Annotated in this window: 19 protein-coding genes, 2 pseudogenes and 1 riboswitch; of the genes and pseudogenes, 9 read left to right on the top strand and 12 right to left on the bottom strand. The window is 56.1% G+C overall.

Features of this window, described 5'->3' with window-relative positions; translation table 11 throughout:
- Positions 1 to 268: 268 nt before the first annotated feature.
- Positions 269 to 865: an eCIS core domain-containing protein gene (locus ACYZT7_RS20740; RefSeq protein WP_462038033.1), complete on the bottom strand. Its 597-nt coding sequence runs from the start codon at positions 863 to 865 to the stop codon at positions 269 to 271.
- Between the two features lie 171 nt (positions 866 to 1,036).
- A riboswitch (cobalamin riboswitch) is annotated at positions 1,037 to 1,239 on the top strand.
- 140 nt (positions 1,240 to 1,379) lie between these two features.
- Here ACYZT7_RS20740 and ACYZT7_RS20745 point away from each other — a divergent pair.
- From ACYZT7_RS20745 to ACYZT7_RS20755, 3 genes are read left to right on the top strand one after another with little or no spacing between them, the layout of a single operon-like run.
- Entirely contained in the window at positions 1,380 to 2,393 is a 1,014-nt protein-coding gene (locus tag ACYZT7_RS20745) for an ABC transporter substrate-binding protein (protein WP_462038034.1), read from the top strand.
- An 8-nt stretch (positions 2,394 to 2,401) separates the two neighbouring features.
- Entirely contained in the window at positions 2,402 to 3,403 is a 1,002-nt protein-coding gene (locus tag ACYZT7_RS20750) for a FecCD family ABC transporter permease (RefSeq protein WP_462041838.1), read from the top strand.
- Positions 3,400 to 4,191: an ABC transporter ATP-binding protein gene (locus ACYZT7_RS20755; RefSeq protein ID WP_462038035.1), complete on the top strand. Its 792-nt coding sequence runs from the start codon at positions 3,400 to 3,402 to the stop codon at positions 4,189 to 4,191. The genes ACYZT7_RS20750 and ACYZT7_RS20755 overlap by 4 nt, the downstream gene beginning before the upstream one ends.
- 172 nt (positions 4,192 to 4,363) lie before the next feature.
- On the opposite strand, the gene ACYZT7_RS20760 is transcribed toward ACYZT7_RS20755, so the two are convergent.
- The 9 genes from ACYZT7_RS20760 to ACYZT7_RS20800 all read right to left on the bottom strand — a co-directional run bounded on the left by ACYZT7_RS20760 (position 4,364) and on the right by ACYZT7_RS20800 (position 14,901).
- Entirely contained in the window at positions 4,364 to 4,720 is a 357-nt protein-coding gene (locus tag ACYZT7_RS20760; RefSeq protein ID WP_462038036.1) for a copper-binding protein, read from the bottom strand.
- Positions 4,721 to 4,731: 11 nt separating this feature from the next.
- Positions 4,732 to 7,875 (bottom strand): efflux RND transporter permease subunit, encoded by a 3,144-nt coding sequence (locus ACYZT7_RS20765; protein WP_462038037.1) that lies wholly within the window; start codon positions 7,873 to 7,875, stop codon positions 4,732 to 4,734.
- On the bottom strand, positions 7,872 to 9,356 hold the full coding sequence (locus tag ACYZT7_RS20770; protein WP_462038038.1) for an efflux RND transporter periplasmic adaptor subunit: 1,485 nt from the start codon (positions 9,354 to 9,356) through the stop codon (positions 7,872 to 7,874). The genes ACYZT7_RS20765 and ACYZT7_RS20770 overlap by 4 nt, the downstream gene beginning before the upstream one ends.
- The gene (locus tag ACYZT7_RS20775) at positions 9,353 to 10,609 is read right to left on the bottom strand and encodes a TolC family protein (RefSeq protein ID WP_462038039.1); all 1,257 of its coding nucleotides are present in this window, start codon (positions 10,607 to 10,609) and stop codon (positions 9,353 to 9,355) included. Before ACYZT7_RS20775 ends, ACYZT7_RS20770 begins: the two co-directional genes overlap by 4 nt.
- 99 nt (positions 10,610 to 10,708) lie before the next feature.
- Positions 10,709 to 11,050 carry a hypothetical protein gene (locus ACYZT7_RS20780; protein ID WP_462038040.1) on the bottom strand — a complete coding sequence of 114 codons (342 nt, stop codon included), beginning with the start codon at positions 11,048 to 11,050 and terminating at the stop codon, positions 10,709 to 10,711.
- Between the two features lie 74 nt (positions 11,051 to 11,124).
- Positions 11,125 to 12,063, bottom strand: coding sequence for a copper homeostasis membrane protein CopD (copD, locus tag ACYZT7_RS20785; RefSeq protein ID WP_462038041.1), 939 nt, complete (start codon positions 12,061 to 12,063; stop codon positions 11,125 to 11,127).
- A gap of 3 nt (positions 12,064 to 12,066) precedes the next feature.
- On the bottom strand, positions 12,067 to 12,450 hold the full coding sequence (gene copC, locus ACYZT7_RS20790) for a copper homeostasis periplasmic binding protein CopC (protein ID WP_019821291.1): 384 nt from the start codon (positions 12,448 to 12,450) through the stop codon (positions 12,067 to 12,069).
- Positions 12,451 to 12,820: 370 nt separating this feature from the next.
- Positions 12,821 to 14,209: a heavy metal sensor histidine kinase gene (locus ACYZT7_RS20795; RefSeq protein ID WP_462038042.1), complete on the bottom strand. Its 1,389-nt coding sequence runs from the start codon at positions 14,207 to 14,209 to the stop codon at positions 12,821 to 12,823.
- Positions 14,206 to 14,901, bottom strand: a complete 696-nt coding sequence (locus ACYZT7_RS20800; protein ID WP_461970352.1) for a heavy metal response regulator transcription factor — start codon at positions 14,899 to 14,901, stop codon at positions 14,206 to 14,208. Before ACYZT7_RS20800 ends, ACYZT7_RS20795 begins: the two co-directional genes overlap by 4 nt.
- Positions 14,902 to 15,109: 208 nt before the next feature.
- Here ACYZT7_RS20800 and ACYZT7_RS20805 point away from each other — a divergent pair, with 208 nt between their 5' ends.
- The 5 genes from ACYZT7_RS20805 to ACYZT7_RS20825 all read left to right on the top strand — a co-directional run bounded on the left by ACYZT7_RS20805 (position 15,110) and on the right by ACYZT7_RS20825 (position 19,177).
- A complete protein-coding gene (locus tag ACYZT7_RS20805; protein WP_462038043.1) occupies positions 15,110 to 15,463 on the top strand; it encodes a co-regulatory protein PtrA N-terminal domain-containing protein in 354 nt (117 codons plus the stop codon).
- A gap of 167 nt (positions 15,464 to 15,630) precedes the next feature.
- Positions 15,631 to 16,167 carry a cupredoxin domain-containing protein gene (locus ACYZT7_RS20810; protein WP_462038044.1) on the top strand — a complete coding sequence of 179 codons (537 nt, stop codon included), beginning with the start codon at positions 15,631 to 15,633 and terminating at the stop codon, positions 16,165 to 16,167.
- 98 nt (positions 16,168 to 16,265) lie between these two features.
- Positions 16,266 to 16,517, top strand: coding sequence for a DUF2933 domain-containing protein (locus tag ACYZT7_RS20815; protein WP_461970348.1), 252 nt, complete (start codon positions 16,266 to 16,268; stop codon positions 16,515 to 16,517).
- 2 nt (positions 16,518 to 16,519) lie between these two features.
- The gene (locus tag ACYZT7_RS20820) at positions 16,520 to 18,868 is read left to right on the top strand and encodes a heavy metal translocating P-type ATPase (RefSeq protein WP_462038045.1); all 2,349 of its coding nucleotides are present in this window, start codon (positions 16,520 to 16,522) and stop codon (positions 18,866 to 18,868) included.
- 108 nt (positions 18,869 to 18,976) lie between these two features.
- Positions 18,977 to 19,177, top strand: a complete 201-nt coding sequence (locus ACYZT7_RS20825; RefSeq protein WP_010465980.1) for a heavy-metal-associated domain-containing protein — start codon at positions 18,977 to 18,979, stop codon at positions 19,175 to 19,177.
- Between the two features lie 52 nt (positions 19,178 to 19,229).
- Here ACYZT7_RS20825 and ACYZT7_RS20830 read toward each other — a convergent pair.
- Positions 19,230 to 19,394, bottom strand: a pseudogene (locus ACYZT7_RS20830) (metal-sensing transcriptional repressor); the annotation flags it as partial.
- 1 nt (position 19,395) lies between these two features.
- Between ACYZT7_RS20830 and ACYZT7_RS20835 the strand changes: the two are divergent.
- Positions 19,396 to 19,653, top strand: a pseudogene (locus tag ACYZT7_RS20835) (cation transporter); the annotation flags it as partial.
- Between the two features lie 113 nt (positions 19,654 to 19,766).
- Here the strand turns inward: ACYZT7_RS20835 and ACYZT7_RS20840 are convergent.
- Positions 19,767 to 20,156 carry a DUF305 domain-containing protein gene (locus ACYZT7_RS20840; protein WP_462033898.1) on the bottom strand — a complete coding sequence of 130 codons (390 nt, stop codon included), beginning with the start codon at positions 20,154 to 20,156 and terminating at the stop codon, positions 19,767 to 19,769.
- Positions 20,157 to 20,673 lie beyond the last annotated feature (517 nt).

Genomic DNA, 20,673 nt, shown 5'->3' on the forward strand with positions numbered 1-20,673 from the left:
CCCCTTTTCACCACGAACGTCCGGCACCTTTGGCCGGATCGGGGCACGATTCTGTCGAGCAACGCCGTGCATTTCAAATTTATGCGACCAGGGCCATGGCTCGATCCATACCTGCGCTCGCGTATCGGCCCAAAGCGAACCCTGGCTATGGACCGATTTTGGCCGACCTTTGCGGTGCTTGAAAGGCTGCAATGGGACGATTTCTGCTGTCACTACTGACCGAAATCGACACAATGCAGCCAGTCGTGATGGGCGGCTTCACTACCCTTCAGTCAGTCCCTTCCCGCACCAACCGTCTGACCTCAGCCTGAATGGCATAAGCCGGCGCCTCCACAGCATTGAAATCTTGTGTATACCGCTGGGCGAATCCTTCTACCCCCCATTCCTGATACTGCTGCACATGCTTTAATTCGTGAGCCCAGAGCGCGATGTTCTGTTCTGCGGTTTGAGCGTCCCGGAAGAGGATGATGTCGATCAGCGTCACGGCACCGACATCGGGGTTTTGCAGCATGGCAGTGGCGGCGCTGAATTGGCCGTTGTCGCTAACTTTGTAGCGTGCGATATCCAGCACGCTGGGGTCGTACCAGCGCAGCAGTTGCTCCCGGATGTGCGGTGGAATGGGTTGGATGTCGGCGTTGGCTGCTTCAGCGCGGGCTTGGGTCAGCCACAGCGCCAGGGCAGGTGCCGCGATCTGGAAGATGCCATCAGACAGGGGGCCGAGCAGTTGTCCTGCGTCTGGCAGGCAGATGCAGCCGTCCAGGCACACTTGTTTCTCGCCAGCTGGGCAGGCGTTGGTCTGGGCTGGCACTTCAAGCGTCAGGCAAAGAACAAACAGCGCCACCAGGCGCGTGGTGATGGGCGGCATTGGACGCTCCAGGGACGGACGCAGCACGAACAATGGATCACAATTGATCGACGACCCGCATAACTTTAGCGTATCGCTATCGGTCTCTTCTCGATGACCGCTTCACGCCCTGAGAAAGTCAGTCGTGAACAGGCAGTCATCAGCCAAAAGCGCTCAGTGGTGATATTCGGCATGATCGACTACCATGCCGGCCACCGGTTTCCAAATGGGATTAATAGGGAATCCGAGATGCCTGACACGGCATCAAACGGAACTGCCCCCGCAACTGTAGGTGCTGAGCCTGCTCCTGAACTGCCACTGGGATCACTCCCGGGAAGGCTGGAGCCTGGCGACGACGCACCAGTCAGGAGACCTGCCGGCCAAGCAAATCACTAACCGGCGGGGTGTCCGGGAAGGACATCCTTGCGCCGAGCGTCACCTCAGTGATCGGCACTTCACTGCTTCAATGGCAGCGTTCGATGATGTGTTTCCAGTCCGTACCGCTGCTCTTGTACGGTCACATGGAGATTGCGTCATGCTGCTGTTCCGCCTTGCCACCCTCGCCACTGCCCTGGGACTGTCCACCCTCGCCCATGCGGCCCCGACCCACTATCCCCTGACCGTCGAGAACTGTGGCAGCACGTTGACCTTTCAGCAGGCACCCAGCCGTGTCGTGACCATCGGCCAGGCTGGCACTGAAATGCTCTACGCCATGGGCCTTGGCAACACGCTGGTCGGCACTTCGTTGTGGTTCAACGATGTGCTGGCCACGTACAAGACAGAGAACGACACGATCGAGCGCCTGGCCGATAACGAGCCGAGTTTCGAGGCGGTGATCGGCAAGCGTCCGCAGCTGGTGGCAGTGGAGCTGGAGTGGATGGTCGGCCCGCAAGGCGTGGTCGGTACTCGCGACCAATTTCACGAACTGAAGATCCCGACCTACCTGATGCCCTCCGACTGCGAAGCCAAGGACAACCTGGTCGGTGCCGATGGCACACGTCTGGAGGCATTTCACATCGACAGCCTCTACAAAAGCATCAGCCAATTGGCTGAAATCTTCGACGTGCAGGAACGTGGCCAGCAGCTGACCGCCCAACTCAAGGCCAGCCTGGCCAAGTCCATTGCCACCGTACAGAACAAGGATCTGAAGCACACCAGTGCGCTGTTCTGGTTCTCCAGCGCCAGTCTGGATATCGACCCCTATGTCGCCGGGCACAAGGGCATTCCCGACTTCATGTTGAACACGTTGGGTGTGCGCAACGTGGTTCAGTCTGATGAAGAATGGCCAACCGTCGGCTGGGAAACCATCGCCAAGGCCAACCCGACCTTCCTGGTCATCGCACGCATGGATCGCCGTCGCTTCCCGGCTGACGACTATCAAAAGAAACTGGAATTCCTGCGCAGCGACCCGGTGACCCGCAACATGGACGCCGTGAAAAACAACCGCATCATCATCCTCGACGCCATGGCCATGCAGGCCAGCGTGAGAATGTTCGACGGTCTTGAAACCCTGGCATCAGCCATCAACGGCTACGACCTGCCGAAATGACCAGGGTGCTGATTCGTACGCTGCTGGCATTGCTGACACTGCTGCTGGCCGTGATTGCCGGTGTGACCATCGGTGAAACGAGCATCGAACCGAGCGTGGTGTTCCAGGTGCTGGCGAACAAACTGTGGACTGCCGGTTATGTCCTCGATCCGATAGACGAAGGCATCGTCTGGAATTACCGCCTGACCCGCGCGCTGGTGGCAGCGGCCTGCGGCGCGGGCCTGGCCACCTGCGGGGTGATCCTGCAATCGCTGTTGCGCAACCCGCTGGCCGATCCTTATCTGCTCGGCATTTCCGCCGGCGCTTCGACGGGCGCTGTACTGGTGGCATTGCTGGGCCTCGGGGCGGGGCTGATTTCGCTGTCGGTCGGGGCGTTTGCCGGCGCCGTTGCCGCCTTCGCCGTGGTTGTTTTGCTGGCCCGTGCCAGTGGTTCAAACGGCGGCACCGGGCAAATCATCCTGGCGGGGATTGCCGGTTCGCAGTTGTTCAATGCGCTTACGGCGTTTCTGATCACCAAGTCGGCCAGTTCCGAACAGGCCCGCGGCATCATGTTCTGGTTGCTGGGCAATCTCAGCGGTGTGCGCTGGCCGTCGGTCTGGCTGTCGGTGCCCGTGGCATTGATCGGTCTCGCGGTGTGCCTGTGGCACCGTCGGACGCTGGATGCCTTCACTTTTGGCGCGGACTCAGCCGCCTCGCTCGGCATTCCGGTACGCCGAGTGCAATTTCTGTTGATCAGCTGCGCCGCACTGGTGACGGCGGTGATGGTGTCGATTGTCGGTTCCATCGGTTTCGTCGGACTGGTCATTCCCCATGCCGTGCGACTGCTGCTGGGCACCCGGCATGCGCGTCTGCTGCCGGCGAGCGCGCTGGGTGGTGTGTTTCTGATCGCCGCCGATGTGCTCTCCCGAACGCTGATCAAAGGCCAGGTGATCCCGGTCGGCGTCATCACCGCACTGGTTGGCGCGCCGGTGTTCGCGTTGATCCTGATCGGTCGGAGGAATGCCCGATGAATGCTGCCTCGCCTGTTATCGACGAATCCGTACTAAGTTGTTCCGGCCTCGGGTTCCATGTCCGCGACGCTGAGTTGCTGCACGACATCCACCTGGACATCCGTCGTGGTGAAACCCTGGGCCTCGTCGGGCCCAACGGTTCGGGAAAATCCACGCTGCTCAAACTGCTGGCCGGCGTGCGCGTCCCCAGCCGGGGAGACATCCACCTCAACGGCCAGTGCCTCAAGGCGCAGTCACGACGAACCATCGCGCAAACCCTGGCGGTGGTAGAGCAACAGGCCGACACCTTGGATGCCATCAGTGTGTTTGATGCCGTAGCCCTGGGCCGAACGCCATGGCTGTCGGCCTTGAGCCCGTGGTCGAGTGAGGACGATGCCATCGTCCTGCAGGCGCTGCGCGACGTCGATGCAACGCACCTGAAAAACCGTACCTGGCACAGTCTGTCCGGCGGTGAACGTCAGCGTGTCCACATCGCTCGCGCTTTGGCCCAGCGCCCGCAGATTCTGTTGCTGGACGAACCGACCAATCACTTGGATATCCAGCACCAGCTCGCCATTCTAAAAGTAGTGCAGGCTCTGCCGGTGACGACATTGATCGCCCTGCATGACCTGAATCAGGCGCTGACCTGTGACCGTTTGGCGGTACTGGATCGGGGGCGATTAGCGGCCCTCGGCAAGCCACTTGAGGTGCTGACCCCGCAATGCTTGCAGGATACGTTCGGCGTGCACGGGCATTACCTTGTCGATCCTTTCGACGGCGCGCAGATTCTGCGATTTCGCTCTGTTTGACTTGCTCTCGAGTATTCGAGATATGTCGAACCTCAGGCGACAGAGATGATCAGCTTCAAGTCGCGCCGGTTTAACGTGATCGCGGTTGGTTAACGACAAAATCGTTAAACAGACGCCAAGCCCCCTTCCCACCTACAACACCGTGTGGGAGGGAGCGCTAGGCGTCTCGTGGTTATTTCACCTTTTTAATGGACACAATCATGGCTTTCGCGCCCTCAGATCTGAATTCGAAAGCCACCTGATCTCCAGCGCTTAGACCCTCCAATTGCTCCGCCGTGGCGGAAAAAGCCATGGTCATAGCGGGCCACTGCACCGCCGGCACGGCGCCATGAGCGATAGTCACAGTGTGCTTCTCGGAGTTAATAGCCTTGATAGTGCCTTGCGCTTTGGCTACTGGAGCCTGCTTTGCGTCCTGCTTCATCTGCATACCGTCCATACCGCCCATTTTCATGCCCGGTATGTCCTCTGCCAGGACAGAAAAAGACAGCGTTACTACGGTGCTTGCAACTGCAATCAGGGTCAGTTTCATACGACTTTTCCTTAAGGGGTGGTGGGTTCAACTGGGAGATGGCGCCGACGCATCAGGCGATAGGCTGCCGGGATGACAAACAGAGAAAGTAAGGGCGCCGTGATCATGCCGCCAACCATGGGCGCGGCGATGCGGCTCATGACCTCGCTGCCGGTGCCGCTGCCCAACAGGATGGGTAACAGACCGGCAATGATCACGGCCACGGTCATGGCCTTGGGTCGAACTCGCTGCACGGCGCCTTCACGAATGGCCGCAACCAGCCCGTGCTCAGTGCTGTCGCCGAGGTCCTCACGTTCGGCCCAGGCGTTCTTCAGGTAGAGCAGCATGATCACGCCAAATTCGGCAGACACTCCGGCCAAGGCGATAAACCCGACCCCGGTGGCGACTGACAGGTTGAATCCCAACAGATAGAGGAACCATGCTCCGCCCGTCAGTGCGAATGGCAGAGTGGCCATGATCAGCACGACCTCATCGAAGCGGGCAAAAGTCAGGTAGAGCAACACGAAGATGATCACCAGAGTGGCAGGCACCACCAGTTTGAGTCGAGCGTTGGCCCTTTCGAGAAATTCGTACTGTCCCGAATAGCTCAGGCTCATGCCTGGCTGCAACTTGACCTGCTCACTGACTACCCGGCGTAGATCAGCTACCACCGAGGCAATGTCCCGGCCACGCACGTCGATGTATACCCAACCAGAGGGCCGTGCATTCTCGCTCTTGAGCATCGGAGGACCGTCACTGACCTTGACCTTTGCCACCGTGCCGAGGGTGATCTGGCTGCCTGACGGGGTGTAGATCGGCAACTGCTCCAAGGCACCGAGCGAGTCACGCCACTCCCGTGGGTAACGCACGTTGATCGGGAAACGTGCAAGACCTTCAATGGTCTCGCCGACGTTTTCACCGCCGATAGCGCCGGCCACGATGGATTGCACATCGGCGATATTCAGTCCGTAGCGAGCGGCGGCCTTGCGGTCGATATCCACGTCGATATAGCGGCCACCCGTCAGCCGCTCGGCCAGAGCCGAACTGACACCGGGTACGCCCTTGGCAACTCGCTCGACCGCCTGAGTCGCGGCATCGATCTCCGATAGGTTGGTGCCGGCAACTTTCACTCCGATGGGACTCTTGATCCCCGTGGCCAGCATGTCGATACGGTTGCGAATCGGTGGTATCCAGATATTCGTAAGCCCAGGGACTCGTACCACTCGATCCAGTTCTTCCACCAACTTTTCCTGGGTCATGCCTGGCCGCCATTGCTCGTGCGGCTTGAATTGGATGGTGGTTTCGAACATCTCCAGCGGTGCGGGGTCGGTGGCAGTTTCGGCACGACCGGCTTTACCGAATACGTGTTCGACCTCTGGAACGGTCTTGATCAAGCGGTCGGTCTGTTGCAACAGTTGCGCCGCTTTCTGCGCCGACAATCCCGGCAGAGCTGAAGGCATATAGAGCAGGTCGCCCTCGTCCAACGGGGGGAGAAACTCGCCACCCAGGCGAGACATTGGCCATAGCGCGCTGACAAAAACCAATAGCGCCACCAGCAGCGTGATCTTTGGTCGACGCAAGACCGCGTCCAGAGCCGGCTGATAGATCCGAATCAACCACCGGTTCAACGGATTCTGTTGTTCACTGGGAATTCGTCCTCGAATCCAATAGCCCATCAGCACCGGCACCAAGGTTACTGACAATCCCGCCGCTGCGGCCATGGCGTAGGTCTTGGTGAAAGCCAACGGGCCGAACAGCCGCCCTTCTTGCGCCTCCAGGGTGAACACCGGAATGAACGACAGGGTGATGATCAACAAACAGAAGAACAGTGCTGGACCTACTTCTGCCGCCGCTTCGGTCATCACGTGCCAATGACGCTCCCCCTTCAATTCCTCTCCGGGATTAGCCACGTGCCAAGCCTCAATCTTCTTGTGGGCGTTCTCGATCATCACCACGGCGGCATCGACCATGGCGCCGATGGCGATGGCTATCCCGCCCAAGGACATGATGTTGGCGTTGATGCCCTGGTAGCGCATGACGATGAAGGCAATCAACACACCAACCGGCAAGGAGATGATCGCCACCAGGGATGAGCGCAGGTGCCAGAGGAAGATCCCACACACCAACGCGACGACGATGAACTCTTCGATTAGTTTGTGGCTGAGATTTTCCACAGCGCGGTCGATCAGCTTGCTGCGGTCGTAGGTGGTGACGATTTCCACTCCGGCCGGCAAACTGCTTTTCAGTTCGTCGAGTTTCGTTTTGACCGCCGCAATGGTCTCGCGAGCATTCTTGCCGCTGCGCAAAATCACCACGCCGCCGACGGTCTCGCCTTCGCCGTCGAGTTCAGTGATGCCACGCCGCATTTCCGGACCCAACTGGATCGTGGCGACATCGCCAAGGGTCACCGGCACACCACCCGAACCCAGCTTGAGCGGGATTGCCCGAAAGTCATTTAGTGTCTTCAGGTAGCCGGAAGCACGCACGATGAACTCGGTCTCAGCCATCTCCAGCACGGCCCCACCGGTTTCCTGATTGGCCTTGCCAATAGCCTCGGTTACCTGCGCCTGAGTGATGCCGAGGCTGGCCAGTTTGAGCGGATCAAGCTGCACCTGGTATTGCTTGACCATGCCCCCCACGGTGGCCACTTCCGCCACGTTGGACAGGGTCTTGAGTTCGAACTTGAGGAACCAGTCCTGAAGTGCGCGAAGCTGCGCTAAATCGTGTCCGCCACTGCGATCCACTAGTGCGTACTGATAGATCCAACCCACCCCCGTCGCATCTGGTCCCAACGCCGGCTTGGCGCTGGCCGGTAAGCGACTTTGTATTTGGCTTAGATACTCCAACACCCGCGAGCGAGCCCAGTACAAGTCAGTGCCGTCTTCGAACAGCACGTAAACGAAGCTGTCACCGAAGAAGGAATAACCACGCACCGTCTTGGCGCCCGGCACCGAGAGCATTGTTGTGGCCAACGGATAGGTCACTTGGTTCTCAACAATCTGCGGCGCTTGTCCCGGATACGGGGTGCGAATGATCACCTGAACATCAGAGAGATCCGGCAGCGCATCAATGGGCGTGCTCTGCACCGACCAAATACCCCAAGCCGTGACGAATAGCGTCGTCAGTAGTACCAGGAATCGGTTGGCCACTGACCAACGGATGAGGGCAGCGATCATGGCTGGCTCCCCGATTTATCCAAGCGCTCTACACGCAAGCCATCGTCGGTTTGGCTCACCGCGATCCGAACCTTGTCGCCCGTTTTATGGCCCTGCACCAGAGCCGGATTGGCGAGTGGGAAAGTCATCGTCATACCCGGCATGCCGAGTGTCTTGAAGGGGCCATGGGCGAGCGTGACTTCTTTGTCGTTGATCTCAACGATTTGCCCATCCGCCTCGTGAAAGCTGGAGGCTGCTGCGCTGGGTGGTGGCTCTTGCTCCGAGGTTGCAACAATACCCTTAAGACTGGCCTCCGAGTCGAGCAGGAACTGGCCAGAGGTAACCACCTTCTGTCCTTCTTCCAGACCTTTCAATATCGCCGTCTTGCCATCACTTTCCTGCCCGAGCTGCACCTCCACTGGACGATAGCGGCCAGCGTCTTCGGCGATCATCACCAAGGCACGTCGGCCAGTGCGAATGACGGCCTCGCTGGGCACCCACAACACACTTTGCTCGGTCGAGCGATTCAGGCGTACCTGCGCCGTCAAACCTGGTCTCAGGCGCCCGTCCGGATTGGGTAGTTCCACCCGCACACGAATGGTGCGGCTGTCCGGATTGGTTTCGGGAAGAATCGCGCTGACTTTGCCACTAAGCATTGTCCCTGGAAAGGCTGGCAAGCGCGCTTCGACTGCCTGCCCCACGGTGATAGCTCCGGACTCCGATTCTGGAACGGCCACGGCTAGCCAGACACTACTTAAGCCATTGACGCGTGCCAGAGTGTCGCCAGTCGCCACGGTCATACCCGCGCGTACGTTCAACTCTTGCAGTACACCGGCAATGGGGCTGGTGAGCGTCTGGTACGGCTGAACCTTACCGCCACGCTCTACCTGAGAAATCAGTGCTGCCGGCATCCCTGTCAGCCGTAGGCGCTGACGGGCAGCAACCAACAGGTCAGCATCCCCGCTGCGCTTCAGGGCAAGGAACTCTGTCTGAGCAGCGGCCCATTCCGGCATCAGGATATCCGCCAACGCCGCGTTGGCTTTGAGCACATCACCGGGAGCATGGGCATAGACCCGCTCCACAAAGCCCGAGGTACGTGCTTGAATCACAGCGACATCACGCTCGTTGAACGCCAAGACACCTGTCGCATCGAGGCTGGAGTCAAAGATTCCACGGGTAACTGTCGCAAAACGCAGTCCGAGATTCTGGGCCAGACTTGGATCGATACTGACGGTCGCACGATCCCCTGCTCCACTGGCGTACTGGGGGACCAGTTGCATGTCCATGAAGGGGGACTTACCCGGCTTATCGAACTTTTGCTGCGGGTACATAGGGTCGTACCAATACAGTGCTTTGCGTTCGCCCTGTGAATTGAGGCTCTGCTCCGGGGCGCCACTTGGTACTCCGTTGATGCGCTGATGAGCGAACCAGTAGCCACCACCAACACCCAATGCCAGCGAGATGCCTACCAGCAATGCCCCGTTCCATTTTGTAAGGATCATTGGCTGGACTCCCCATAAGCAAAATACAAACGCGCACTGGTCAACGCTCGCTGCTCTTCCGCGTCGATCTGTTTGAGGCGGGCCTCAATGAGTTCACGTCGGGCGGCAACAACGGCATTTAAATCGCCTTTGCCGGACCGATAACTGGCCATGCTGAGTTCGACCTTTTCCTTGGCCAACGGCAACAGGCTTTCCTGGTTGCGGCGCACCGCACGATTCAGGCGCTCATAGTCAGCGAGTTCGTTTTCAAGTTGCTGAGTGTGCTCGCGTGACAGGGCTTCGCGCTCAGCCTCAAGCTGGCTGACTTCAGCCTGTTTGGCCGCGATTTTGGGGTTTTGGCGAGAGTCAGGAAACAGCGGTAGGTCCCAGGAAAATTGCACGCTGACCATATCGCCAAACTCACGGCCACGGCGCTGGTAATCCAGTTCCCAGCTCCAGTCCGACTGTTTCTCCGACACGGCTTCACGGACCTTGGCTTGCGCTTCGCGGGTCATTGGTGCAAACGCTGCCAATTCTGGATGATGTTGCAGCTTATGAGAGTAGCCAGAGGCTTCGACAGGCCATTGAGGCAAGCTGCCCACAGGTTTGTCGTTGGCGGCTGGTCCAATCCAGCGCTTCAGGGCCGCTCGGGCCTGCGCTCTCTGGCGAATCAGATCGTCCTGCTGCTCTTCCAGTTGTGCCGCTTCCTGTTTGGGCGTAACTGCATCAGCAGGTTGAGCGCGGCCGCCGGCAATTTGTGCACGGACGGTATCGGCCAGCAGACGGTTTTCTTTGTAGAAGTCCTGAAAGAGCGCGTCTTTACGCTCAACGGAGTAGCTGTTGATCCAGGCCAGCGCCGTAGCCTGACGAACCTTTAGACGTTCGACCCGGCGCTCAGCGGCGGCGCGGTCAATGGCCGCATCAGCGACCTCGATGCGCGCTTTGCGCTTGTCGCTGTTGGGCATCTCCTGACTGACTCCGACCATTTGCATAGTCATGAAGTCCTGGTCGATGCTCCAGCGATCCGGGCCCCCAATGGGGTAGTTCTGCACGCCCAGCAGCAACTTGGGATCGGGTAGTTCACCAGCGGGGATGGCCGCACTACTGGCAGCCTGAATTTTCGCGTCTTGTGCAGTCAGCGACGGCGCATTGTTTTCAGCCAGCTGCAAAGCTTCATCGAGTGTCAATGCGGCAGCGAGACTCGGCAATGCCAGTACGCTTGCCGCCAGGCCGGCCACGAGGGACCACCCTGTGCAATAGCACTTGGAGTTCATGTTCACGATTCCTGTGATGATCCACTGCGCGCTTCATCAGACATGCACGCAGATATGCCATCCCGCTAACGCGGAATGAGGCTCAGTGTGGTACAGGAATCAAGTGCGTGGCGGTCGCCATACCCCGGACGGGGGTTGTACTGGATGGGAATCTAGGGAGAAGGACAGTACGAGGGGGCTGGATAAGGTGATAGGAGGCTTGATGATGGAGACTTGCAGCATGCCACCAGTCTTGCACTCCTGGCCTGGCTTACAGGGTTTGCCGTGCTCGGCGGGACTTTTCATGTCCTGGCAGCAGTCTTGCCCCATGCCGTCCATCATCGCCATGCCCATGGTTTTCATGGGGCAGGGCTCAGTCGGCGCCTGAACACCCGCCATCCCGCTGAGGGGGAGCGCCAAGCTAATCAGGAAAATCAGGCAACACCGTAGGTAGCGTTTCATGGGCTGGAGTGTAGCCTGTGGAAATGGCCCTTACAATTCACCTTCTAGACTCCTTAGTCGGCTGTCACCAACCTCTATCCCGCGCTCATTTCCATTTCCGGACTTAAAGTGCCTAACCATGCGACAAGACAAATTATGATGACTGCCATTAAAAATTCGAGTGTCATGCTGCGGCGCAAGGCACTGACCGCGGCAGAGTATTCTCCATTTCGAACTGACCGCTCCAATACCGGACTTAGGTGAAAGCGGTTCAGCGTGGCTAACACGATCATCCCGGCAAAGAGCAGGATCTTCAAAAACAGCAGTACACCGTACGTACTGAGCATCACTTCATCGAGATTTGGACCGATGACAAACAGATAATTCACTACACCTGTGATGCTTATGATCACTACGATCACAGCGCCGGCCGATTCAAAACCAGTCAGCACCCGTGCAAGAATTCGAGCTTCTTGTTCGCCCTTTAGCGATTTCAACCGCAGCAGTAGAGCGAATGCCAATAGAGCACCCAACCAGCCACCTGCGGCTAAAAGATGGAGTATATCGGTGATGAAATGCCAGTAGCGTCGGCTGCCTTCATCCATGGCACCGTGCCCTGTCCAAGCCAACGTCGCCAACGCAATCGCTCCGCATACGGTGACGATCCAGAGACTGGGTGTCGGAAATCGCCTATTCAATGCGACGCCAATAATTGCCATCACCAAGGCAGCTATTCGGACCATCCAGGTCAACCCGACGTCGGTCCCCATGAGGACCATTTCAAAAATATGGTGATGTAGCTCCATAAGCTCCGACACACCGCTCATTGCTTTCGCAAGCAACAACATGGCGACAAGGGACAGAGCTACACCTGCGACAGAAGTACCGTAAAGAAGCGACTCAAAATTCAAGACCGTGCCCGATACTCTTTCCTTTCCCCTGAGGCTGTACAAGCCGAAAATTGCCAATCCGAATAACAACATCAGGTCGAAATAAAGAGCAAAGCGAACCACAATATTTATTGAGTCGCTCATACATCATTTCACTTTAAATGAGAAGTTGCCGGTGATCGGGTGAGTGTCCGAGGAGACAGCACGCCATTCGACTTTGTAGGTACCGGTGGTCAAAGGTGCTGCCGGTGTAATCACCATCGTTTTCGGGTCACCGCCACCAGCGACGGCGGCCTTAACACCCATTGGGGAGTTCGGCATGCCAGGCATATCAGTCATGATCAGTTTTGCACCGGAAAACTGAGTGGTGAGGTTCTCAGAAAAGTGCAGTTCAATTTTCGAAGGGGCCGCCGCATTCGAGCCTTCTGCCGGAGTGGAAGAAAGGAGCTTTGGATGTGCTTGAGCAACTGCACTCAGAAGCAAACCAGCGGTAAGTGCAACAGCTACGGTCGTAGTTTTAAGGAATGACATGCAAGACTCCTCACAGCAAGAGCTGTTGATTCGAGGTTTGTTTGGGAATATCTAGTTTTTACTTTTCGATTCTTGTTAAAACCACTGATGATTAGCTAGTAGCCTCCGTGTTCTAGGGCAGGTTGAACACGAGAAACTCACTAGGCCCCAACGTCACAGTGCAAGAACACGATGCCACACGAACGCAAACTGTTCGATTACATTTCAGTCAGCTTGACGCGGGTGCTTGGCCGCGAATTGGCGGGCATAGCGGGATTTAAAGACGAGACCGCGTGCCCGCGATTCTAGGGTTTTCACTCATTCAAAAATAACGAAAGCGGACGCTGTGCGCAGGCTGAGAGATCGCCGTTGATCACAAATGCGCCGTTGTTCAGCTGACCTTCAAGTCAACACTAGGAAACTCTAGATGAAAGGCCGTTTTCCCGTCACATGACGTACACCAGATCTTGCCATCATGCGCTTCAATAATTGATCGGGTAATCGACAGACCCAGCCCTGCGTTGCTTGGACTCCCTTCTCGCCGCGCTGGGTCCACGCGATAAAAACGATCGAAAAGCTTTTCAAGGTGTTCGGGGGCAATGGGTTCTCCGTGGTTCTCCACGACGACCAATACCGACATCTCCTTCTGGAGAATTTCGACACTGATCGTCTTCCCTTCAGAGGTGTAGCGAAGCGCGTTAGAGAGCAGGTTAGAAATCGCTCTGTGGAGCATAAGGACATCGCCTCGGACGCTGCCCCTTCCTGAAACCTTGAGTTCAATCCCTCGCTCATCAGCCAAAAGGCGGTAGTACTCAAGCAATTTTTCCACGACTTCCACTAGGTCTATTGGTTTGTTCTCGTGTGTGATCAGACCGTTGTCAGATTTCGCCAGAAAAAGCATGTCATCAATCATCCGACTCATACGCTTCAAGTCATCAAGATTGGAGTACAGGTTGTCTTCGTAGTCCTCAATATCCCTTTTTCTAGAGAGTACTACTTCGGTATGGGTCATCAGATTACTGACCGGTGTGCGCAGTTCGTGAGCAATGTCCGCAGAAAAATTTGATAACCGGACAAAAGCATCATCCAGCCTGGATAACATCGCATTAAACGACAGCACCATCTGCTGAAGCTCTTTTGGAACAGGCGCTAATGGAATGCGCTCTTTAAGTGATTTAGCCGACATCGACGCAGCGACCCTGGTCACCTGCCGAATAGGACGCATACCACTGCTTGCAACCATCCAGCCCAGTGCGGCACTGACGAGCGCGCTGATCACCAGCCCTATCCAGAACCATCGCTCAAGCGTCTCGAAGAAGGACATATGCTGAGTAACGTCAAAGATCAAAATCACGGTCCATGGTTTGTCTTGCCCCGTAACGATGGCTTGTGCCGTCACGCCACGGAACATTTGCTCTTGGTCTCGCCATTCCCAGACATTGTTGTTTGTGGTCGTGCGGAAACTCTCCGGAACATTTACTGGCCCAGGATCAGCGAAAAGCAATCTCCCATCACTGTCCAGGATTAGGGCCGTCAAATCACGGTGAGCACCGAGCAACGCCTGTAGCTCGGGCTTTAAGTCGTCGAATTGGTCGATACTGTTCAGCTCTCCCAAAATTCTTTTGGTCGAATGGAGCTTTTCGTTCAGTGCCTGCTGATCCAGCATTTTGAAGTGATGCCGGCTGAGGTTATTGAAGCTGAGCCCGGCGACGGTGAGCACCGCCGTTACCGCAAGCATGAACATCAAACTCATGCGGGTGGTCAGGGATAGACTATTCATTCCGACTCCGATTTCGAATCAGGTGCATCGAGCATGTAGCCCATACCACGGCAGGTCTGGATCAGCTTGACCTCAAAGTCGTCATCGATCTTCGCCCTGAGCCTGCGCACCGCAACCTCGATTACGTTGGTATCGCTGTCAAAGTTCATGTCCCAGACTTGCGAGGCGATGAGCGATTTTGGCAGCACTTCGCCTCGGCGACGGAGCAGCAGTTCCAGTAGCGCGAATTCCTTGGCCGTAAGATCTATGCGTTTGCCGCCCCGAATAGCCCTGCGCTTGAGCAGATCTACCTCTAGATCGGCCAATTTCATATGGGTTTGCGAGGGCACGTTATTACCGCGACGGAGCAGCGTCCTGACCCGAGCTAGCAACTCAGAAAATGCGAAAGGCTTGATCAGGTAATCATCTGCCCCCAGCTCAAGCCCCTTGACTCGATCTTCAACGCGGTCTCGCGCCGTCAGAAAAAGTACCGGGACGTCCTTCCCTGACAAACGCACCTTCTGAAGGACCTCCCACCCATCCAGGCCCGGCATCATGACGTCTAATATCAGCAGGTCATATGCTTCGCTCAGGGCATGTTGAAGGGCCTCTGTACCGTTGGTAAAACGATCAACATTGAACCCAGCTTCCGTAAGGCCCTGTTGCAAATAGATACCTATTTTCGGTTCGTCTTCAGCAACCAGAAGTCTCATGGTGTGGCTCTCAAAGTGATGATGAGGCTGAGTTTGCAACGAATCAGCCGAACCAACCAGCAACTGACAGAAATGTAATCCTGGCTTCAGGTAGATGTCAGCCAGCGTTGTCTAGGGTTTGAACATGAACACTTTCAAGTGCTCAATCCGGCTCTCCAGCGAGAAGAATCCTAGGGAGTCTGACAACATCCCTTCAAGGAGCTGCCCCATGAACTCTCTCAAAACCTTGTTTCTGGTTGGCTCGATCCTGCTCTCGACCTCTGTATGGGCTGAGGGCGGCGGAGATCGAGTGATGGTACGCATGGAAAACATGCGGGATAAAGCCGAAGTCGTTCTGATTCAAGCCGAAAAAGCCCCCGAGGGACAACGCCATGCGTACATGACAGAGCATATGAAGATGCTCAGCGATCTCATGAGCGAACTTCACAAGGATCATCCCGACGCATCGATGACGCCTCAACAGCACCTCGCCTGGATGGAGAAGCACGACAAAATCGTCGATGACGTTTTGAGCCAAATGCAACGCGACCACAAACTGATGCTTTCAGAAAAACATCAGTAAAGGCTCTATCTTCAAGGTTTCCGCGCTTTATCCAGGTTACAAACGGCGTCACTTCGACGCCGTGTTTTATTTCAGAAACTGACAGAAATGTAGTGTTCAGGTCAGTTAACTGGCAGTTAAGTTTCCTTAGCATCACCAGTGCTACCCACTTTCACTTTGAGGTCACTATGAAAGCGAAATTTGCTATCCCGGTTTGCGCTGCAATTGCCCTTTTCCTCGGTTCTACAGCCATAGCTAGCGTTGGCCACGGGAAGGATGACATTGGTCAGCCTGGAGCGGCGGCCGAGGTCACCCGCACGATTGAAGTGAAAATGGGCGATATCTCCTTCGTGCCCAAAAACATCGATGTCAAACCAGGAGAGACGGTTCGCTTCGTCCTGCGCAACGAAGGCTCGCTGCTGCATGAATTCAATATCGGCAAAGCCGCCGCCCATGCCGCGCATCAGAAAGAGATGGTAGCTATGTTCCAGAACGGCACGCTCAGTCCTACCGGACATGGGCAAGCGATGAGCGATATGGGACACAACATGGGGGGGATGAAGATGGTCGGGATGGAGCACAACGATCCCAACAGCGTGCTGATTGAACCAGGCGCAACCAAAGAGCTTATCTGGACCTTTTCCAAGAGCACAGGCCTGGAGTTTGCCTGCAATGTACCGGGCCACTATCAGTCGGGAATGGTGGGTCAGTTTGAAGTGAAGTAAAGCGTGGATTGATCGATATCACAGCCTCAAAGCGTGCGTTGACTACTCTCAGTCGCAGATGTCACCGCAACTCTTACAGGGACAAAAGGAACTCAATCATGACTAACCATCCGCATTCGGTTGAAAACGCCCCTCCACCCTTCTGGAGGAGCAAAACGGGTGTCGTACTGATCATGCTGGTTGCGATCGGCGTTTTCTACGTGGTCCGGGAACACTTCGGCCATGTCTCACCTTATCTGCCCTATCTGATTCTGTTGATCTGTCCGTTGATGCATTTTTTTGGGCACGGTCATGGCGGCCATGGCCGACACGTGAGTTCGGAAACCAACAAGGACGATAAGGGAAACTAGTCATGCCTGACGCCACGAGTCACCGCGACCATGATCACGCCCATCAGGTAACCCCCCAGGATGGAGGTCTACGCGATCCAGTGTGCGGCATGTCTGTTACCCTGCCGAGCAAGTTCAGTGAGCTTTATGAGAGGCAGACATATCAGTTTTGCAGCCTGAAGTGCCAAGAAAAGTTTCGAGCTGATCCTGATCGCTATGTCGAGAGCCCGCCGGGGGCCGAACACTCTAGCCAACCAGAGCCGCAGGCGGGCACTGAGTTCACTTGCCCCATGCACCCAGAGATACGTCAGCCAAGTCCCGGCAACTGTCCTAAATGTGGCATGACATTGGAGCCAGTCATGCCAGCGCTTGGGGAAGAGGAAAATCCCGAGCTAAAGGACTTTACCCGTCGCTTTTGGTGGTCGTTGCCGTTAACCGTGATAGTGACCGTGCTCGCCATGGCGGGACATTCATTACACCTCCTCTACGGAACCACACAGAACTGGGTGGAGCTGGTCCTTGCAACCCCGGTGACCCTATGGGCCGGTTGGCCCTTTTTTGTGAGGGGTATCGCGTCCATTTGTCATCGCAGTCCAAATATGTGGACCTTGATTGGTTTGGGAACAGCGGCAGCGTATCTTTATAGCGTCGTAGCCACCCTGTTTCCCCAGAGTTTTCCCGCCACCTTTATGCAAGATGGGCGTATAGGCGTCTATTTCGAAGCCGCAGCAGTGATCATCTCGCTGACTTTGTTCGGGCAGATGCTTGAACTCAAAGCTCGATCACAAGCGTCTGCGGCTATTGCGTCTCTTCTTGGTCTGTCTCCGAAAACCGCACGCAGGATCAATACCGATGGCACGGAGGAAGACATCCCTCTGACGCATGTGCATAAGGGCGATCACCTACGGGTAAGACCGGGTGAAAAAGTTCCGGTCGATGGCTTGGTACTGGAGGGCGAAAGCGCGATCGATGAGTCGATGCTGACTGGCGAGCCCGTACCAGTGATGAAAGGAAGCGGAGATAGCCTGATCGGGGCCACGCTCAATACCCATGGCAGCCTGGTCATGGAAGCGCAAAAGATTGGAGCCGAAACCGTGCTATCTCAAATCGTGCAGATGGTGGCCCGTGCCCAACGCTCTAAAGCCCCCATGCAGCGTATGGCGGACGCCGTTGCTGGTTACTTTGTGATGGGGGTAATCGTGATTGCCCTGCTGACTTTTCTGGGGTGGGGGCTGTTCGGTCCTGAGCCCAGTTGGGTCTTCGGCCTGATTAATGCGGTCGCCGTGCTGATTATTGCCTGCCCCTGCGCTCTGGGGCTTGCGACACCGATGTCGATCATGGTTTCCACGGGGAAAGCTGCCAGCATGGGCGTGCTGTTCAGAGACGCCAGTGCTATCGAGAACCTTTACAAGATCGACACGCTGATCGTCGACAAGACAGGCACCCTGACAGAGGGGCGTCCGGTGTTTCACAGTGTGGAAGCCACACAGAACTTCGACCCCAATGATGTTCTTCAACTCGCTGCCAGTCTGGATCAAGGCAGTGAGCACCCTCTGGCTCACGCAATCGTTGATCACGCCCGAGCTGAAAACCTTGTTTTGAGCAAGCCTGAATCGTTCGAGTCCGGATCCGGGATTGGTGTCAGCGGTATGGTTAGCGGCAAAAAAATCCAACTGGGCAATACCGCCTTAATGGAAGAAGCAGGCGTGAGTATCAGGCCCCTCCAATACCGTGCAGAGCTGTTACGACTCGAAGGTATCAGCATCATCTATGTTGCGGTCGACGGAGTACTGGCAGGGTTGCTTGCAGTGTCAGATCCGATCAAACCAACCTCCAAAGAGGCCGTCACCAAGCTCAAGGCTGATAATGTAAAAATCATCATGGCCACTGGTGATGGTCTCACCACGGCACGAGCTGTTGCCAAGGAGATGGGCATTGAAGAAGTCCACGGTGAAGTGAAGCCTCAGGACAAGGAACGTCTTGTCGCGGACCTTCAGCAATACGGCCGGCGAGTTGCCATGGCTGGCGACGGTATCAATGATGCGCCGGCTCTGGCCCGGGCAGATGTGGGTATCGCCATGGGGACAGGCACGGACGTCGCGATGAACAGCGCGCAGCTCACGCTTGTAAAAGGCGATTTGATGGGGATTCTTCGGGCGCGTGCCCTTTCTGTAGCGACGGTGAAAAACATGCGACAGAACCTGGGCTTCGCCTTTCTCTACAACTCGATGGGTATCCCGCTCGCAGCAGGTCTACTGTATCCACTGACCGGACATCTCTTATCACCGATGGTCGCGGCCATCGCGATGAGCGTGAGTTCAGCATCCGTGGTTTTCAATGCCTTGCGGCTGAGGAACACCCGAATAGATTGAGACTTGGACACCATTTAAACGGTGCAGACAACTCTTGACCTTCCTATCGTGTCAACGTTGATGCTGTAACTGCGGCCAAAGAGGCCGATCAACACGAGAGGAATAACTATGTTCGTCTTAGACGTATCAGGCATTGGTTGCGGTAGCTGTGTTAGTAAAATTACCAAAGCCATTCAGTCGTTGGATAGCGAGGCAGCTGTTTCGGTGGATCGTGCTGCTGGCAAGGTCAACGTTGAAAGCATCGAAAGCCCAGAGCGAGTCCGCGCTTCTGTTGAAGCGTTGGGTTTTCCTTCCAAGGTCAGCGCCTGAGGCGGTGATCTGCTCCAGCGTTAACGCCCTCACGCACAGACTCTCCCTGGGCTCATTTCAGATATGAGCGCAGGGCCGAGATGACCTGATCCAGGTCTTCTTGACGTTGTTCTGGAGTGACGGCTTCAGCACCCAGGTGCTCACGGATATGCCCTTCAAGCACCTCTGCCATCAATCTGTTCACCGCGCCTCTCACCGCTGCAATCTGTTGCAAAACAGTATTGCTGGATGCCGAAATGGACGCCCCTGCCGTTGCGGAGGTCCGGGAAGTCATCGACTCAAGCCCTATTTCTGCACAGATTAGCGACCTTCATGTATGGCGGGTAGGCAAAGGGAAATATGCCCGCATCCTGAGTTTGACAACTGACCAAAATGCGACACCCGCATACTTCAAAGACCTCTTGTCAGTGCATGAGGAGCTGGTTCACATCACTGTTGAAATCAATCAAACAGCTCGTTATAACATCGCAGCATAGTGAGCAGGTCGATCAGGGTAGCGGCGTTTTTCAAGGTGGTATGCGCCGACCGGTGCAGCATGACACTTTCTTTCATCGGCGCGGCGCAGGAATCGACTTCGGCAACACCCTATTCATGGTTTTTCGTTTGCTTTAATCCACCGATCGAGTTCAGCAATTTCCTTCTTCTGTGCGGCAATTATGTCCTTGGCCATACGGAGCATCTCCGGATTTTTCCCGTTCTTGAGTTCAGTTTGCGCCATCTCGACTGCCATTTGGTGGTGCATGCGCATGTTGGCCGCAAAGTCATAATCCACATCACCGGTCATGGACATACCGCCCATTTGTTTCATCATCTTCGAATGATCCTTCTGCTCGGAAGGCATCTGCATCGCTTCGCTTTTCGTGGGTTCTGCGGCATTAGTCCACGTCGGCGCTGCTGCCATTACCGCGACAGCCATCGCTATCCCCCTCATCGACAAAGTGAATCGGCTAGAGCTGTTGTGCTTGATAGGCTGTGACATTGTAAATCTCCTGTTAGAGGCCGGAGGGTTGGCACAGGCATGCCATTGCCCCCAAGCACGGAAATTGCTACTTCTGTACCTGAATGGTGGTTCAACTGGGGCGCCAGCCATTTTTCGGCAGCTCTCTGCGCATTCGCGGTAGGCCCTGACGCAATTTTCCATACCACCGACCTGTTCGCAGCCCCTGGCACAGGCCACATATCTCGGCGCAAACCCCGCAAACGTGGTGGTGAAAGGTGTAACCACTCAACAAGAAATGGGTCAACGTCTGACAGATTTCAATCATTAGTCTTCAATGTTCACCCCCCGCCTCAAGGCAATGGGTCATCGATGCATTCAGACAGGTTTGTGGCAGTGGCAACACGCATCAATGCGATGCTGCTGGCATTGGAGAGTGTCCATGTGAAAGACCATCGGGCGGTCATAGCTATGTTCTCCATTGCATTCAAGGAAAGACAACGCTAGCAGTGGTACTGGGACCAGCGGCATTCGACAATTTCCATTAAAAACAGCTGAT

Source organism: Pseudomonas sp. RT4P38 (assembly GCF_054897765.1).